General features: G+C 67.2%; 11 protein-coding genes. 4 read left to right on the forward strand and 7 right to left on the reverse strand.

Translation table 11 applies throughout. The annotated features are described in order from the left end of the window. Nucleotides 1–27: 27 nt before the first annotated feature. A complete protein-coding gene (locus QRN25_RS15120; RefSeq protein ID WP_285020138.1) occupies nucleotides 28–702 on the forward strand; it encodes an HAD family hydrolase in 675 nt (224 codons plus the stop codon). On the opposite strand, the gene maiA is transcribed toward QRN25_RS15120, so the two are convergent. The 4 genes from maiA to phhA form a co-directional block, all read right to left on the reverse strand. After that, nucleotides 680–1345, reverse strand: coding sequence for a maleylacetoacetate isomerase (gene maiA, locus QRN25_RS15125; RefSeq protein ID WP_285020139.1), 666 nt, complete (start codon nucleotides 1343–1345; stop codon nucleotides 680–682). The genes QRN25_RS15120 and maiA overlap by 23 nt on opposite strands. Before the next feature lie 5 nt (nucleotides 1346–1350). Beyond that, complete coding sequence (locus tag QRN25_RS15130) at nucleotides 1351–1905, reverse strand: VOC family protein (protein ID WP_285020140.1); 555 nt, start codon at nucleotides 1903–1905, stop codon at nucleotides 1351–1353. Nucleotides 1906–2027: 122 nt separating this feature from the next. Continuing rightward, nucleotides 2028–3128: a 4-hydroxyphenylpyruvate dioxygenase gene (gene hppD, locus QRN25_RS15135; RefSeq protein WP_285020141.1), complete on the reverse strand. Its 1101-nt coding sequence runs from the start codon at nucleotides 3126–3128 to the stop codon at nucleotides 2028–2030. Beyond that, nucleotides 3125–3979: a phenylalanine 4-monooxygenase gene (phhA, locus tag QRN25_RS15140; RefSeq protein ID WP_285020142.1), complete on the reverse strand. Its 855-nt coding sequence runs from the start codon at nucleotides 3977–3979 to the stop codon at nucleotides 3125–3127. Before phhA ends, hppD begins: the two co-directional genes overlap by 4 nt. A 106-nt stretch (nucleotides 3980–4085) precedes the next feature. Between phhA and QRN25_RS15145 the strand changes: the two genes are divergently transcribed. After that, nucleotides 4086–4547 carry an Lrp/AsnC family transcriptional regulator gene (locus QRN25_RS15145; protein ID WP_285020143.1) on the forward strand — a complete coding sequence of 154 codons (462 nt, stop codon included), beginning with the start codon at nucleotides 4086–4088 and terminating at the stop codon, nucleotides 4545–4547. 147 nt (nucleotides 4548–4694) lie between these two features. Here QRN25_RS15145 and QRN25_RS15150 read toward each other — a convergent pair whose 3' ends face one another. The 3 genes from QRN25_RS15150 to QRN25_RS15160 all read right to left on the reverse strand — a co-directional run bounded on the left by QRN25_RS15150 (nucleotide 4695) and on the right by QRN25_RS15160 (nucleotide 11690). Continuing rightward, nucleotides 4695–9428, reverse strand: a complete 4734-nt coding sequence (locus tag QRN25_RS15150; RefSeq protein WP_285020144.1) for an NAD-glutamate dehydrogenase — start codon at nucleotides 9426–9428, stop codon at nucleotides 4695–4697. A gap of 194 nt (nucleotides 9429–9622) precedes the next feature. Then, entirely contained in the window at nucleotides 9623–10525 is a 903-nt protein-coding gene (locus tag QRN25_RS15155; protein ID WP_285020145.1) for an ROK family protein, read from the reverse strand. 16 nt (nucleotides 10526–10541) lie between these two features. Continuing rightward, complete coding sequence (locus QRN25_RS15160) at nucleotides 10542–11690, reverse strand: glycoside hydrolase family 68 protein (RefSeq protein ID WP_285020146.1); 1149 nt, start codon at nucleotides 11688–11690, stop codon at nucleotides 10542–10544. A gap of 173 nt (nucleotides 11691–11863) precedes the next feature. On the opposite strand from QRN25_RS15160, the gene QRN25_RS15165 reads away from it, so the two are divergent. Beyond that, nucleotides 11864–13192, forward strand: coding sequence for an MFS transporter (locus QRN25_RS15165; RefSeq protein ID WP_285020162.1), 1329 nt, complete (start codon nucleotides 11864–11866; stop codon nucleotides 13190–13192). A 60-nt stretch (nucleotides 13193–13252) separates the two neighbouring features. Then, nucleotides 13253–14323, forward strand: coding sequence for a LacI family DNA-binding transcriptional regulator (locus tag QRN25_RS15170; RefSeq protein WP_008829254.1), 1071 nt, complete (start codon nucleotides 13253–13255; stop codon nucleotides 14321–14323). Nucleotides 14324–14401 lie beyond the last annotated feature (78 nt).

The raw sequence follows: 14401 nt of genomic DNA on the forward strand, positions 1-14401 counted from the left end.
CTCGCACGGTGTCTACATATTGAGACCATGCCCGAGCTTCCCAATCCCATCCGCGCAGCCATTTTCGACATGGACGGCACCCTGATCGCCACCGAAGCGGCGCATCATCGCAGCTATGCAAAGACCTCGCACGCGATCGGCTGGCCGCTGTCGGAGGAAATCCTCGATTCGATGGTTGGCGTCAGCCGCGATCTCAACGAGAAGATGCTCGCTCAGCGCCTCGGGCCTGAGTTTCCGCTGGCGCGGTTCTACGACGAAGCGGATGCGCTGTTCCTGGCCATGCTGGACCGGGGCGTCGAACTGCGCCCCGGCGCGGTGCTGATCCTCGAGCATTTCCGCAGCGCGGGCATCCCGATGGCGCTATGTACCTCGACCGAGGGCGGGCTCGCCGAGCGGCGGCTGGAGAAGGCCGGGCTGTTCGACTACTTCGACGTCATCGTCACCCGCAGCGATGTGTCCCGGCCCAAGCCGAGCCCGGAGCCCTACCTCCTCGCCGCCAGCCGCCTCGGTATCGATCCCGCGCAGTGTCTGGCGGTGGAGGACAGCTATGCGGGCGTGTTCTCCGCGACCTCGGCCGGGATCGCCACGATCATGGTGCCCGACCTGCTCCCCGCGACCGAGGCTATGACGGCTGCCGGAGCGACCGTTCTGCCCAGCCTCGACGCCCTGCGCGAACTGCTCATGGCGCCGGTCGAGGGATGATTGTCGTCCCGCTCGCTTCGGGCTGATGGTCCGGGTGCGCCGCCAGAAATTCCGGCAGGTCCAGACACGCCGCCTCGATCCGCGTGAGGTGCGGATAGCTCGACAGGTCGAACGCGAAACGCCGCGCGTTGTACAGTTGCGGCAAGGCGACGCACTCGAAGTAGCCCGGCGCGTCGAACAGGAAATCGCCCGAGCCGCGCTGCGCCAGCCGCGCCTCCACGCCGGTCAGGGTCTTCTCCAGCCAGTGCCAGTACCACAAGTCCACGTCCGCCTGCGCATGGCCGAGGTCGTGCTTTAGGTACTGCAGCACCGGCAGGTTGAGCGGCGCGTGCAGTTCGGTGGATATAGCCGAGGCCAGTTCGCGAGCGACGAAACGCTCCTCGATGCCCTCCGGCAAGAGCGGGCGTTCGGGATAGCGCTCGTCCAGCCATTCGAGGATCGCCATCGACTGCGCCCGCACCGCACCGTCCGCCTCCAGCACCGGCACGCCCGCGAAAGGGTTCAGCGCCCGATAACCCTCACCCCGCTGCTCTCCCGCCAGCAGGTTCACCGGCACGTTCTCATGATCGAGCCGCTTGAGGTTCAGCGCAATGCGGACCCGGTAGCTCGTCGAACTGCGCCAGTAGCCGTGGAGCCGCAGCATGGCACTCAGCTTTCCGCCGCGATCTTCTCGTGCAGCCACGCCGCATGGCGCGGCGCCTTGCGGGTGCGTGCCCATTCGTCGAGCATGTCGTCGGCGACGGCGCGCAGGGACGCCATCTGGTCCACGGTGCCGATCTGCCAGGCGAGTTCGAGGCGATGGCCATTGGGATCGAAGAAGTAGATCGACTTGAACACGCCGTGGTGGGTCGGACCGATCACCTCCAGCCCGGCGGCCTCGGCGCGGGCCTTGGCGGAGAGGAGGTCGCCCTCGCTCTCCACCTTGAAGGCGATGTGCTGGACCCATGCAGGGGTGGCTTCATCGCGGCCCATGTCGGGCGCATTGGGCAGCTCGAAAAACGCGAGCACATTGCCGCCGCCGCAGTCGAGGAAGACATGCATGTAGGGATCGGGCGCGCCGGTGGAGGGCACCGTGTCCTCGGCGATCGCCAGCATGAAATCCATGCCGAGCACGTCGCGGTAGAAGTCCACGGTCTGCTTGGCGTCCTTGCAGCGGTAGGCCACATGATGGATGCCGCCAAGGGTGGGTGCGGTATTGGTCATTGGTTCTCTCCCGATCTTTACCCTCATCCCGTCATTGCGAGCGCAGCGAAGCAATCCAGGGCAGTATGAGCCGCCCTGGATTGCTTCGCTACGCTCGCAATGACGAGAAGGGGTGGGTCATGTCACTCCGCCGGTTCGCTCACCTTCAGCACGCCGCGCCGGATCTGGTCGCGCTCCATGCTCTCGAACAGCGCCTTGAAGTTGCCGTTGCCGAAACCGTCGTCGCCGCGCCGTTCGATGAACTCGAAGAACACCGGCCCGACACGCGCCTCGGCGAAGATCTGCAGGAGGAGGCGGGGCTGGCCGCCTTCGACCGTGCCGTCGAGCAGGATGCCGCGCATCTTCAGCGCCTCGGTCGGCTGGCCGTGGCCGGGCAGGCGCTCCTCCAGCATCTCGTAGTAGGTTTCGGGCGGCGCGGTCATGAACGGCACGCCGAGCGCCTTGAGCTTGTCCCACGCGCCGAGAAGATCGTCGCAGATCAGCGCGATATGCTGGATGCCCTCGCCGTTGAAAGCGCGCAGGAACTCGTCGATCTGGCCCTTCCCCCCTTCCGCTTCCTCGTTGAGCGGGATGCGGATCTTGCCATCGGGCGCCGTCAGCGCGCGGCTGGTCAGGCCGGTGTATTCGCCCTTGATATCGAAGTAGCGGATCTCGCGGAAATTGAAGAGCTTCTCGTAGTAATCCGCCCAGTAGGCCATGCGCCCGCCGTACACGTTGTGCGTCAGGTGATCGATCTCGGCGAAGCCCGCGCCCGCCGGGTGGCGATCGACGCCGGGCAGGTAATCGAAGTCGATGTCGTAGATCGACAGGGCGCCGTCGCCGCCGCGCTCGTAGCGGTCGATCAGGTAGATGATCGAATTGCCGATGCCGCGAATGCCCGGCAGGTGCAGTTCCATCGGCCCCGTCGCCACCTGTACCGGCTCGGCCGAGCGTGCCAGCAGTTCGGCATAAGCCGCCCGGGCATCGCGCACGCGAAAGCCCATGCCGCAGGCTGAGGGACCATGCTCGCGGCTGAAGAACCACGCGGGGCTGCCGGGTTCGTAATTGGTGATGAAGTTGATCGAGCCCTGCCGCCACAGTTCCACATCCTTGGAGCGGTGGCGCGCGATCCGGGAGAAGCCCATGGCCTCGAACACCGGCTCCAGAATGCCCTTGTCCGGCGCGGAGAATTCCACGAACTCGAACCCATCGAGACCGATGGGATTGTCGAAAAGATCGGTCATGCGAGTGCTCCCAAAGGTGTTTCTCCCGCCAGCGTCTCTCCGGCGGGGAGCGGCGGTTCGTGCCGCCAGGTTTCGTAGACGGGGCCGAAATCGAGACGAACGAGCGCCTCGATCAGCTGCGGCAGGCTTTCGAGGACGAAGTAGGCCTTCTGGAAGCTGTCGATCATGTAGCTGGTGCGCATCACCCGCACCGGGTCGAACGGCAGGCGCAGCACCTCGCGGTCCTCGATCGCAAAGCGCGTCTCGCCCGCCGAAGAGATGATCCCCGCCCCGAAGACCTTCAGGGCGCCGTCCTCCCGCACCAGCCCGAACTCGATGGTGTACCAGTAGATGCGCGCCAGCATGTCCAGCGCGCCCATCGCCATCGCCCGCGCCCCGGCCTTGCCGTAAAGTTCCAGGAAATCGGCGATGGTCGGGTCGAGCAGCATCGGCACGTGGCCGAAGAAATCATGGAACACGTCCGGCTCGGCGAGGTAGTCCAGCTCGTGCTCCTCGCGCAGCCAGCGGGTCACCGGGAAGCGGCGGTGCGCGAGGTGGTCGAAGAACACCGCATCGGGGATGAAGCCGGGCACCGCCACCAGCCGCCAGCCGGTCGCCGCCTGAAGCACGCGGTTGGCGTCGGCGAAGCGCGGGATGCCCCCGGCGCAGTCCAGCCGTGCCAGCCCCTCGCGGAACGATGCGCAGGCATGGGTGCGGACCAGCGCGGACTGACGCTTGAACAGGTGGCGCCAGCGCGCGTGCATCTCCGGGGTGTAGTCATGCCAGTCCTGCGCCACGGTATAGTCGTCGGCGGCCCGGTCATACTCTCCCCGAAGGCCGCTGTTTGACGTGATCGTCGACGGCTTCTTCATGAAAGTACAATACCAGAGGCCCCGCTTCAGTTCCGTGCGATTGCGAGGGAATAGAGACGTGCTATTGGTGGAATCACCCAATAAAACCAGCCTAGAGAGGTGATCCGTGCAACTGGACGAATTCGATCGCAGGATCATCGCGGCGTTGCAGGAAGATGCGCGCATGCCGGTGGCGCAAGTGGCGGAACGGGTGGCGCTTTCCGCAACGCCGGTCAGCCGTCGCATCAAGCGGCTGGAGGACGAAGGCGTGATCCGGGGCTATGCGCCGGTGCTCGATCCCCGGCGACTGGGCTTCGAACTGGAAGCCTACGTGCTCATCAACCTCGTCGCGCATGTGGACGAGAATATCGCCCGCTTCGAGCAGGCCATCGCCGACAACCCCTACGTGATCGCCTGCCATGCGGTGACCGGGGACATGGACTATCTGGTCCGGGTGATCGCGCGCAACGTGGAGCACCTCTCGCAGATCACGCTGCGCACGCTATTGCGGATTCCGGGGGTGCGGGACGTGAAGTCGATCATCGTGCTGGAGACGATCAAGGAAGACCGCGCGGTTCCGGTGGGATAGTTCAGCCTCGCTTCCTCCCCCCTCGTCATTGCGAGCGAAGCGAAGCAATCCAGAGCGGTGCAAGACTGCCCTGGATTGCTTCGCTTCGCTCGCAATGACGAAAAAGAAAGAGGCACTCCGACCATCGCCGAAGTGCCTCCGGCGAAATCACCGCCCCAGCAAGTTCCGCGCCTGACTGGCGATCTGCGCCAGCATCGCGGGCGTGATCGCCACCGCATTCTCCGCGCGGTGGACGATGCCCCGGAAGGCATCGATGGCGCTCTTGTGCTGGCGGCCCCATTCCTCGGTGGCGGCGAGCGGATCGCTCTTGCCCGCCTTGGTCCGGGCAAGCCCGCGCAGGAAGTCCAGCCGCATCTGCTGGAAATCGCGCGCGAGGCCCGCGACCAGCAGGCGCTCCCACGGGTCCGACGGGTTCATGAGCGCCGCCGAAGCCTGCGCCCAGTCGAGGCCCAGCCCGGCACCGACCCGCGTGAAGGCGGTAACGAGACGGCGCGGCGCAATCCCCGTCTCGGCCGAGAGCGAAGCAATGCCCACCGCGCCGTCGAGGTCGAACAGATGCGCCACTTCGGTCGCCACATCCTCGGGCGCGCCGAGGTCGACCAGTCCGTCACGCAGCTTGCGCGAGTGGGCGGCGATGCGCTCGCCGAGCAGTTCCGCCGTGTCGGTGGAGAGCGCCGCAATGCCCTTCTGCAGCCTTGCGGACAGTTCGGAAGGGGCGATCTGGCCCGCGCCCGCGCGCAGCAGGTCGGCCATGTGCCCCCGCACCGCGACGGCGACGGTATCGAACAGCGCAACGCGCGCCGTCTCGGCCATGGGCGCGGTTTCCAGCGTCTCCCACAGCGCGGTCAGCCCGAACAGGCCATCCGCCAGCGCGAAGGCGGCAGCGACCTGCGAGAGGTGCGCGCCCTCCTCTTCCGCCAGTTCGAACGGCGTGACGATGCCGAGGCGGTTGACGATGCGGTTGGCCAGCTTGGTCGCGATGATCTCCTTCGCGAGGCGGTGGCCCTTGATGAACTTGCCGTACTTGTCCTGCATCGGCTGCGGGAAGGCGGCAAGCAGCAGCCCGGTCAGCGCCGGATCGGCGGCCAGCGCGCTGTCCTCGATCGCGGCCTGAAGCTGCAGCTTGCCGCTGGAGAGCAGCACCGCCAGTTCCGGCCGGGTCAGCCCGCGCCCGTCCTGCGCGCGGCGGCTGAGGGCGTCGTTGTCAGCCAGCCCCTCGGTCTTGCGGTCGAGGTGGCCGCTTTCCTCCATCGTCTCGATCAGCCGGATATGCGAGGGGATCGCCTGCGCCCCGCCCCGCTCGGCGATGGAGAGTGCGAGGGCCTGGAGGCGGTTGTCCTCCAGCACCAGCGCCGCGACCTCGTCGGTCATCGCGCGCAGCAGTTCGACGCGCTTCTTCTCGGGCAGCTTGCCCGCGCGCTTGGCGGCGGCGAGCGCGATCTTGATGTTGACCTCGTTGTCCGAGCAGTCGACGCCCGCCGAGTTGTCGATGAAGTCGGCGTTGATGCGCCCGCCGCGTGAGGCGAACTCGATGCGCCCCGCCTGCGTGACGCCGAGGTTGGCGCCCTCGCCGATCACCTTCACGCGCAGTTCGTTGCCGCTGACGCGCAGCGCGTCGTTGGTGGGATCGCCGACCTGCACATTGTTTTCGGCCGAGGACTTCACGTAAGTACCGATGCCGCCGAACCACAGCAGGTCCACTGGCGCCGAGAGGATCGCGGTGATGAGCGAATCCGGGTCGATCTCGGTGGCCGAGATGTCCAGCGCCGCACGCACTTCCTCGCTCAGCGGGATGGACTTGAGGCTGCGCGGGAAGACGCCGCCGCCCTTCGAGATCAGCGCCTTGTCGTAGTCGTTCCAGCTCGACACCGGGAGGTCGAACAGGCGCTGCCGCTCGGCCCAGGCCTTCGCCGGATCGGGTTCGGGGTCGAGGAAGATGTGGCGGTGGTCGAAGGCGGCCACGAGCTTCAATGCCTTCGACAACAGCATGCCGTTGCCGAACACGTCGCCGGACATGTCGCCGCAGCCGATCACGCGGACCGGATCGACCTGCACGTCCACGCCCATTTCCAGGAAGTGGCGCTGGACCGAAAGCCACGCGCCCTTGGCGGTGATGCCCATCGCCTTGTGGTCGTAGCCGTTCGAGCCGCCGCTGGCGAAGGCATCGTCGAGCCAGAAGTCGCGCCGGTCGGCGATGCCGTTGGCGACGTCGGAGAACTTGGCCGTGCCCTTGTCGGCGGCGACGACGAAATAGGGGTCCTCGCCGTCACGGATCACGACGCCCTCGGGGTGGACCACCTTGTCGCCGACGATGTTGTCGGTGATCGACAGCAGCGTATCGACGAAGACCTCGTAGCTCGCCTGACCCTCGGCCGCCCATGCGGCGCGGTCGCGCGAAGGGTCGGGCAACTGCTTGGGGTAGAAGCCGCCCTTGGCCCCGGTCGGCACGATGACGGCGTTCTTGACCCGCTGCGCCTTCATCAGGCCGAGGATTTCGACGCGGAAGTCGTCGCGGCGATCGGACCAGCGCAGGCCGCCGCGCGCCACCGGTCCCGCGCGCAAGTGGATGCCCTCGACCCGGCGCGAATAGACGAAGATCTCGCGCCATGGCACCGGCTTGGGCAGGCCCGGGACAAGGGCGGAATCGAACTTGAAGGCCAACGCCGTCTCGCCCGCTGCGGCAAAGGCATTTGTGCGCAGCATGGCCAGCACGATGTCGCGGAAGGCGCGTAGCAAACGGTCGTCGTTGATCGCGTTGACGTTCGCCAGCCCGACCCGGATAGCCTCTTCGGAGTGCGCGCGCGCCTCGGCCCGATCACCCTCGAATGCGGGATCGTGGAGGGCGCGGAACAGCGCGATGATCGCGGTCGTGACTGCGGGCGCACCCTGCAGCGCATCGACCACGGTGGGGATGCCGAAATGCGTTCCCGCCTGCCGCAAATAGCGATACCAGGCGCGCAGCCAGTTCGCTTCGCCGCTATCGAGCCCGAGGCCGGGCACGAGGCGGTTGAACGCATCGTTCTCGCCCGAACCGTTGAGCACGGCACGCAGCGCGTCCTCGATCGAGGCGGCCTGATCCAGCACTTCAGCCGGGGCACGGCCGTCGAGCGTTTCGAGCACGAAGTCGTGGATCACGCCCAGCTTGCCCTTCTCCAGCGCGGTGGGCACTTCGGCGATGACGCGGAAGCCGAAGTTTTCCAGCGCAGGCACCGCATCGGACAGCGGCAAGCCGCCTTCGGACTGGTAGATCTTGAGGTGGACCCAGGTTTCAGGATCGCCCTCGCGCTTGTGGAAGCGCACGTCGCGGTGCGCGGCGGCCTCGCCCTCGGTGCCTTCGCCGACCGCGATGCGGCGCAGCACGGCGATGTCGGTCGCGGCTTCGTGCGGGCCGAAGTCAGTGCGGTAGCCGATCGGGAACGCCTCGGCATAACGGCCCGCGACGGCGGCCGCGCGGCCCGGCTCCAGCATCGTCGCCAGCGCCGCTTCGACCGCCTCGGTCCAGCCGCGCAGCAGGGTCTGGAGGTTATGGTCCAGCTCCTCTTCGGAAGGCTCGTGCACGCCGTCGCGAATATCGAGGGTATAGCGCAGCATCGCCAGGTTGCCCGCCTCGACCTGCATGCTCCAGTCGAGCGTCGGGGCCTGCGCCGCCTCCTCGATCATGGTCTGGATGCGGCGCTGCATCTGGGTGGAAAGCAGGTCGCGCGGCAGCCACACGAAGGCGAAGAGATGGCGTATCAGCGGCGAGCGGGTGAGCAGCAGACGCGGACGCGGACGGTCGACGAGACCCGTCATGGTCATCGCCAGACGCTCGACGTCGGCCTCGCCCAGCCCCAGCACGAGGTCGTGCGGCAGGCTGGTCAGCGCATGGGCGAGCGCTTTTCCGGTGTGGCCCTTGGGGTCGAACTCCAGCCGCTCGGCGAAGGCGGCGAGGTGGCGGCGCAGGCGGGGCACGCGGTCGGGCGGGGTGGCGAGCGCGGCGCTGGTCCAGATGCCCGCATGGACGGACAGCGCGGCGACCTTGCCGTCCTCGATCACGGGGACGAGGAACAGGTCCATCGGCACGCGGCGGTGGACGGTGGCGATGCGGTTGGCCTTGACCACCAGCGGCGCGCTGACCTTGCCTGCGGCAAGCGCCTCGTCGAAGGCCGCAAAGGCGCGGTCGTAGCTGGCGTCGGAGAGCACGTCCTCCTGACGGCGGCGGCAGATGCCGAGGCGCGCCTTGCGGCTGCCGTCCCGGCCCCGCGTGACGTGGCCGAGCTGGGTCAGCATGGTCCCGGCGAACCAGCGCAGAAGTTCGGCGCCCTCGGTATCCTCGATCCGGTCAGCATCGGCGCGCATCGCCTCGACCATCTGCGGCCAGTCGGTGACGGCGGCGCGCACGTCGGCCATGGCGCTTTCGAGCGCACGCAGCAGTTCGCGGCGCTGGCGGGCATCGCCGCGCGGCGTCTCGATGTAGATCATCGACTCGCGGCCGGTCGCCTCGGCCGGGTCGGCGGGAATGTCGATCAGGCGGCCCTTGTCGTCGCGGCGCACCGGCACGACCGGATGCGCGAGGCGATCAATCACCAGCCCGGCCTCGGCCAGCACGGCAGCCGCGGAGTCGACGAGGAACGGCATGTCGTCGTTGATCAGCGCGATGCGCAGGATGCGGCGCTCCTCGCTGGCGGAAGTCAGGTCGATGACCGGCTCGCCCGCCTCGCGCACTTCGGCGGTGGCGAGCAGGAAGCGCACGGCCTCGTCGATCCACGATCCTTCCGGATCATCGCCGGGAAGCAGCGCGTCGCAGACCTCTCCGGCAAGCGCCTTGTGCAAGGCGGCGGGCGAGAGAGCCCCCCGCTTCTTCGAAGCCTTTTTGGGGACGGTCAGTTCGCCTGCGCTCATTGCTTTCTCCGCGATCTTCCAACGTGTGCCGTGCCTGCTTCTTGCGCGTCAGGACTGCGGCTTTGTGACCATATAGGCCGATGCAACATATCCTGCATCCGGGTGATGGCAGGATTTTTCAACGGCAGGCGGGTGTAACACGATTTCTCGACCACGCAATATTCGTTCGCGCGTGTTCTGGGTACACCGCCGCGTCAGGCCGTGACGACGTGCCCTTCGAACGCTTTCGCCGCGAGCAGCAGCGCGCCCATCGGCCCGGCGTCGTCGCCCAGCAGCGGCGGCACGACCATGCCCGCAAGCCGCTCGCGCGTGCAATCGCGCAAGTAGCCGCCGAGCAGCGCAGGCATGCGCGCCACCGCCATCGGCAGCAGGTGCGGCTGGCGACCGGCGACCCCACCGCCGATGACGATGCGCTGGGGCGAAACGGTCAGGACCAGCATCGTCAGCAGTTCGGCAAGATCGTGCGCGACCGGTTCCCACAGCGGGTTCTCGGGATCGACGCGCGAGGGGTGCGTACCGAGCCGCGCGGCGAGCGCGGGGCCGCTCAACAGGCCCTCGATGCAGTCGCCGTGGAATGCGCAGGCACCCTCGAAGCGATCCGCAGCGGCGCGGCGCAGGCGCACGTGGCCGATCTCGGGGTGCAGCATGCCATGAGCCGGCACCCCGCCGACCAGTACGCCGCCGCCAAGGCCGGTGCCGATGGTGAGGTAGACCATGGTTTCGCAGCCCTGCCCGGCACCGAAGCGGTGCTCGGCCATGGCGGCCCCGTTTACGTCGGTGTCCAGCGCGACCGGACAGGCCAGCGCCTCGGCCACCTTGGCGCGCACTTCGGCCCCCGCCCAGCCCTGCTTGGGGGTGTCGAGCATGGTGCCGTAGTCCGCCGCCTCGCGCGAGACGCGGATCGGGCCGAAGCTGGCGATGCCGACGGCGTCCACCGGCTTGTCGTCGCGCCAGCCCTCGATCGCCTCGACCGCGCGGCCGAGCGTCTCCGCCGGGTCGGTAGTCGGAAATTCCAGCCGCTCGTCGATGCGGCCCGGCGCGCCGAGGACCACTACGGTCTTGGTGCCGCCCAGTTCGATCCCCGCGAGCTTGTGCATGATCGCTCTCCGTCCTTCACCTTAGCGTGGCGACGTCGCCCTCCAGACGCAAGTGCAGGAAGGGGGCGAAGGTTCCGCCGAAGTACTCGCGCCCTTCGGGTTTGCGCTCCGCTGCGGCATCGTCGATCCCCCAGTAATCCACGAAGCTGGTCACGGAAAGGTCGGGCAGCACCCACCAGCTATAGGCCTGGAACGGCTCGCCTTGCGGGTTGGCGAAGACGAGGCCATGGCCGTTGAGCAGGCGCCACGGCCCCGCGAACCCGTCCGCGACCGCGCCATAGAGCCCGGTCGGCGCGTCGATACCGGGCGCGAAGACCTTCGCCTGCGTCGACCAGAACAGATAGAGCCGCCCGCCATGCGCGACGATATGCGGGCGCTCCAGTTCGTTGTTGACGCCCGTGGCATCGACCAGAGGCGGCCGCTTCTCGAACACGCCGCCTTCGGGATCGGCATCGCCGCGCCGCGCGCAGCCGATGAGGCCATTGTGAAGCCCGAGATGCCGCGCCGATGACGCGGTGAACAGGAGGTGATCCACGCCGTCTTCGGCCCGCCACGGCGCGGGATCGCGGAACGCCTTGATCTCGCCGAGTTCGCCCGTGCCGTCGTGCCGATTCATGTAGACGATATTGGCGGGTATCACCTGCTCGACCGGACCGGACCAGCCGGTGAAGACCCCGTCGCCGGCCTCGGCCAGCCCGGTCGTGCAGGCGAAGATGCGCTGACGGAAGGTCGGCTCCGTCTCGCCCCGCTCTCCGGCGGCGGTGAAGTAGAGGGTCACCACGCCGTCCTCGAATAGCGCCGAACCGGACCATTCGCGGCTGCCGGGCGTGAACCCTTCCTCGAAAGTCGCGCCAATATGGCGGAACTGCCCGTCGATCCGGTGGAAGTGATGAATCCGCGCGGCGCCGTGCCGCTCCTCCGGATCATCGAAGGCCGGAGCGGCGAGTGCGAACCACAGTTCACCGCCGCGCCAGCGCACCGGAATTCCGTGCATGGAGGCAAGCGGCCATGCGTCCCAGACGTCGAGATTCTCGGCAATCCGGCGCACGTCGGAAGGCGTGAAGACGGGCGCGCGCGGGATTGAAATGTCCCGTAGCCGGGCGAGATCCCGAGCCGTCCATTGCAAGGTGGGATATGACTCGAGCGTCGCAGGGTGAGGGTTCATGGGCGGCTGATGTACAATCGTTTGCAATATCTGCAAATGTTAATTGCTCCATTATTGCGCTCGCAGAGCGGGAAAGTGGTGCAATCTCTTCTTGGCCTTTACGAATATCATCCGGTATTCAACGGGTTCTTGCCGGGGTGCCTGGCATGGAACGGTCGCACTCGGAGAAGCGGATGCCCTTCGGCCTCAAGCCGCATCTGTCGCTGCCCCGCATCGTCGAGATGAACCTGGGTTTCTTCGGCCTGCAGTTCAGCTTCGGCCTGCAGCAGGCGAACATGGGGCCGATCTACGGCTACCTCGGCGCGAGCGAGGGGCGCATGCCGCTGCTCTGGCTGGCGGGACCGGTGACGGGCCTGATCATCCAGCCGCTGATCGGCGCGATGAGCGACCGTACCCGCTCCCGCCTCGGACGGCGCGCACCTTACTTTCTAATCGGGGCGATCCTGTGTTCGCTCAGCCTGCTGGCGATGCCCAATTCTTCCACGCTGTGGATGGCTGCGGGGCTGCTCTGGGTGCTCGATGCGGGCAACAATGTGACGATGGAGCCTTACCGCGCCTATGTCGCCGACCGACTGGCACCGCACCAGCGACCGACCGGGTTCATGGTGCAGAGCGCCTTCACCGGACTGGCGCATACCCTGTCCTACCTTGCGCCCTCGATCATGGCGACGTTCGTGGACCGCGACCTGCTGGGACCGAACGGCATCCCCGTGATCGTGCGCATGGCCTTCGTGATCGGCGCGGTGCTGTCGATCTCGACGGTGATCTGGTCGGTCACCCGCGTGCCCGAGCTTCCGCTCACACCCGAGGAGCAGGAGCGCATCGCCGCCTCTCCCCTTACCCTGCCCGCCACCTTGCGCGAAGTGCGCGACGCGGTGGTCGAGATGCCGCGGCCGATGCGGCAGCTGGCGCTCGCCATGCTGTGCCAGTGGTACGCGATGATGGTCTACTGGCAGTACATCGCCTTCGCCATCTCGCGCTCGCTGTTCGGCACCGGGGACGTCCATTCGGCCCGCTTCCGCGAGGCGGTGCTGACCGAGCAGCAACTGGGCGCGCTCTACAATTCGGTCGCCTTCGTCGCGGCGATCGGGCTGATCCCGGTGGTGAGCCGCTTTGGCGCACGATCGGTGCACGTCGGTTGTCTCGCCGCATCGGGGCTGTCGATGCTGGTGATCCCCTCGACCAGCGAACTGCCGCTGCTCGGCCTGCTGATGATCGGCATCGGCTTCGGATGGGCGGGCATGATGGGCAATACTTACGTAATCCTCGCCGATTCGATCCCTCCCCAGCGCAACGGCATATACATGGGGGTTTTCAACTTGTTCATCGTCATCCCCATGCTGATCGAGGCCCTGACGATGCCGCTCATCTACGGCCCCATTCTCGGCAACGACCCGCGCAATGCGCTGATACTTGCCGGATTGCTGATGGTGGCGGGTGCAATTGCCACCGTCTTCGTCGAGGCCGGAGGCCGACCGGAGCCGAAACTGGCAACTAACTGAACAAGTTACTTCCGGCGCGCCAATCCGGGTGCTAAGGCATTGTGCAACATGGCGGCAGGGATGGAAGAGAACAACGTGGGGAACGACGGCACGGACGCGTCTGGCCCGGATGTACCCGGTCCTGATGTGGAAGTGCGCACGCTTGCCGATCTGGCCCGCGTGGCCGGCGTTTCCGCAGGCACGGTTTCGCGCGCGCTGGCGGGCAAGTCCCTCGTCAACGCCGAGACTCGTGAGCGGATCCAGGCCCTCGCCCGGCAATATGGCTTTCGTCCCAACCAGATGGCCAGCAAGCTGCGCTCGCGGCGCACGGGCGTCATCGGCGTGGTCATTCCGCTGGGTCATGAGAAGCGCCAGCAGATTTCCGACCCGTTCTTCCTGACCCTGCTCGGCCACCTTGCCGACCAGCTGACCGAGGCGGGCTACGACCTCATGCTCAGCCGCGCGATCCCGGACGGGACGACCGACTGGCTGGAGCGCATCACCGGCTCGGGCATGGTCGACGGCGTGCTGCTGATCGGCCAGTCCGACCAGTCGGACGTGATCGATCAGGTCGTCTCGCATTACCGCCCGCTCGTCGCCTGGGGCAATCACCGCGAAGGGCAGAAGCACGTCGTCGTCGGCACCGACAACGAACTGGGCGGCCGCCTCGCCGCCGAGCACCTGATCGCCTGCGGCGCCCGGCGCCTCGCCTTCTTCGGCGATACGGCAGGCATCGAGATCGCCATGCGCTTGCGCGGCGCGCGCGCAGCCGCAGAGGCTGCGGGCCTGCACATCAAGCACGTCCCCATCAAGCTCGCCGACGCCGAGATGGGACCGCAGCTCGAAGCCGCCCTCGCCGACGCCGAAGCGGACTTCGACGGCATCGTCACCGCATCCGACCTCATCGCCATGTCGGCGCTGCACGTCCTGCACGAAAGCGGCCGCAGGATACCCGGCGACGTCCAGATCGTCGGCTTCGACGACCTTCCGCTCGCTCGCCTGACCTCCCCCCCGCTGACCACCGTGCGGCAGGAGATCGGCCAGGGCGCCAAGGTCATGGTCGAGAAGATTCGCGCCCTGATCGAAGGCGAGACGCGCCATAGCAAGGTCATGCCCCCAACACTCATCGCGCGCGACACGACGCGGTCGTGACGGGAGCATCGTGACGAGACAGGCTTGATCCCCTTGCCACGATCCCGCTACCACTCCCGGTACGTGTTGAATCTTCGG

Origin of the sequence: Novosphingobium sp. fls2-241-R2A-195, assembly GCF_030209485.1 — a bacterium.
Classification (GTDB): domain Bacteria; phylum Pseudomonadota; class Alphaproteobacteria; order Sphingomonadales; family Sphingomonadaceae; genus Novosphingobium; species Novosphingobium resinovorum.

Bases quoted from the DNA above. Each gene is read 5' to 3' on its own strand.
- QRN25_RS15120 (WP_285020138.1), top strand. From the start codon at position 28: ATGCCCGAGCTTCCCAATCCCATCCGCGCAGCCATTTTCGACATGGAC.
- maiA (WP_285020139.1), bottom strand. From the start codon at position 1,345: ATGCTGCGGCTCCACGGCTACTGGCGCAGTTCGACGAGCTACCGGGTC.
- QRN25_RS15130 (WP_285020140.1), bottom strand. From the start codon at position 1,905: ATGACCAATACCGCACCCACCCTTGGCGGCATCCATCATGTGGCCTAC.
- hppD (WP_285020141.1), bottom strand. From the start codon at position 3,128: ATGACCGATCTTTTCGACAATCCCATCGGTCTCGATGGGTTCGAGTTC.
- phhA (WP_285020142.1), bottom strand. From the start codon at position 3,979: ATGAAGAAGCCGTCGACGATCACGTCAAACAGCGGCCTTCGGGGAGAG.
- QRN25_RS15150 (WP_285020144.1), bottom strand. From the start codon at position 9,428: ATGAGCGCAGGCGAACTGACCGTCCCCAAAAAGGCTTCGAAGAAGCGG.
- QRN25_RS15155 (WP_285020145.1), bottom strand. From the start codon at position 10,525: ATGCACAAGCTCGCGGGGATCGAACTGGGCGGCACCAAGACCGTAGTG.
- QRN25_RS15160 (WP_285020146.1), bottom strand. From the start codon at position 11,690: ATGAACCCTCACCCTGCGACGCTCGAGTCATATCCCACCTTGCAATGG.
- QRN25_RS15165 (WP_285020162.1), top strand. From the start codon at position 11,864: ATGCCCTTCGGCCTCAAGCCGCATCTGTCGCTGCCCCGCATCGTCGAG.
- QRN25_RS15170 (WP_008829254.1), top strand. From the start codon at position 13,253: ATGGAAGAGAACAACGTGGGGAACGACGGCACGGACGCGTCTGGCCCG.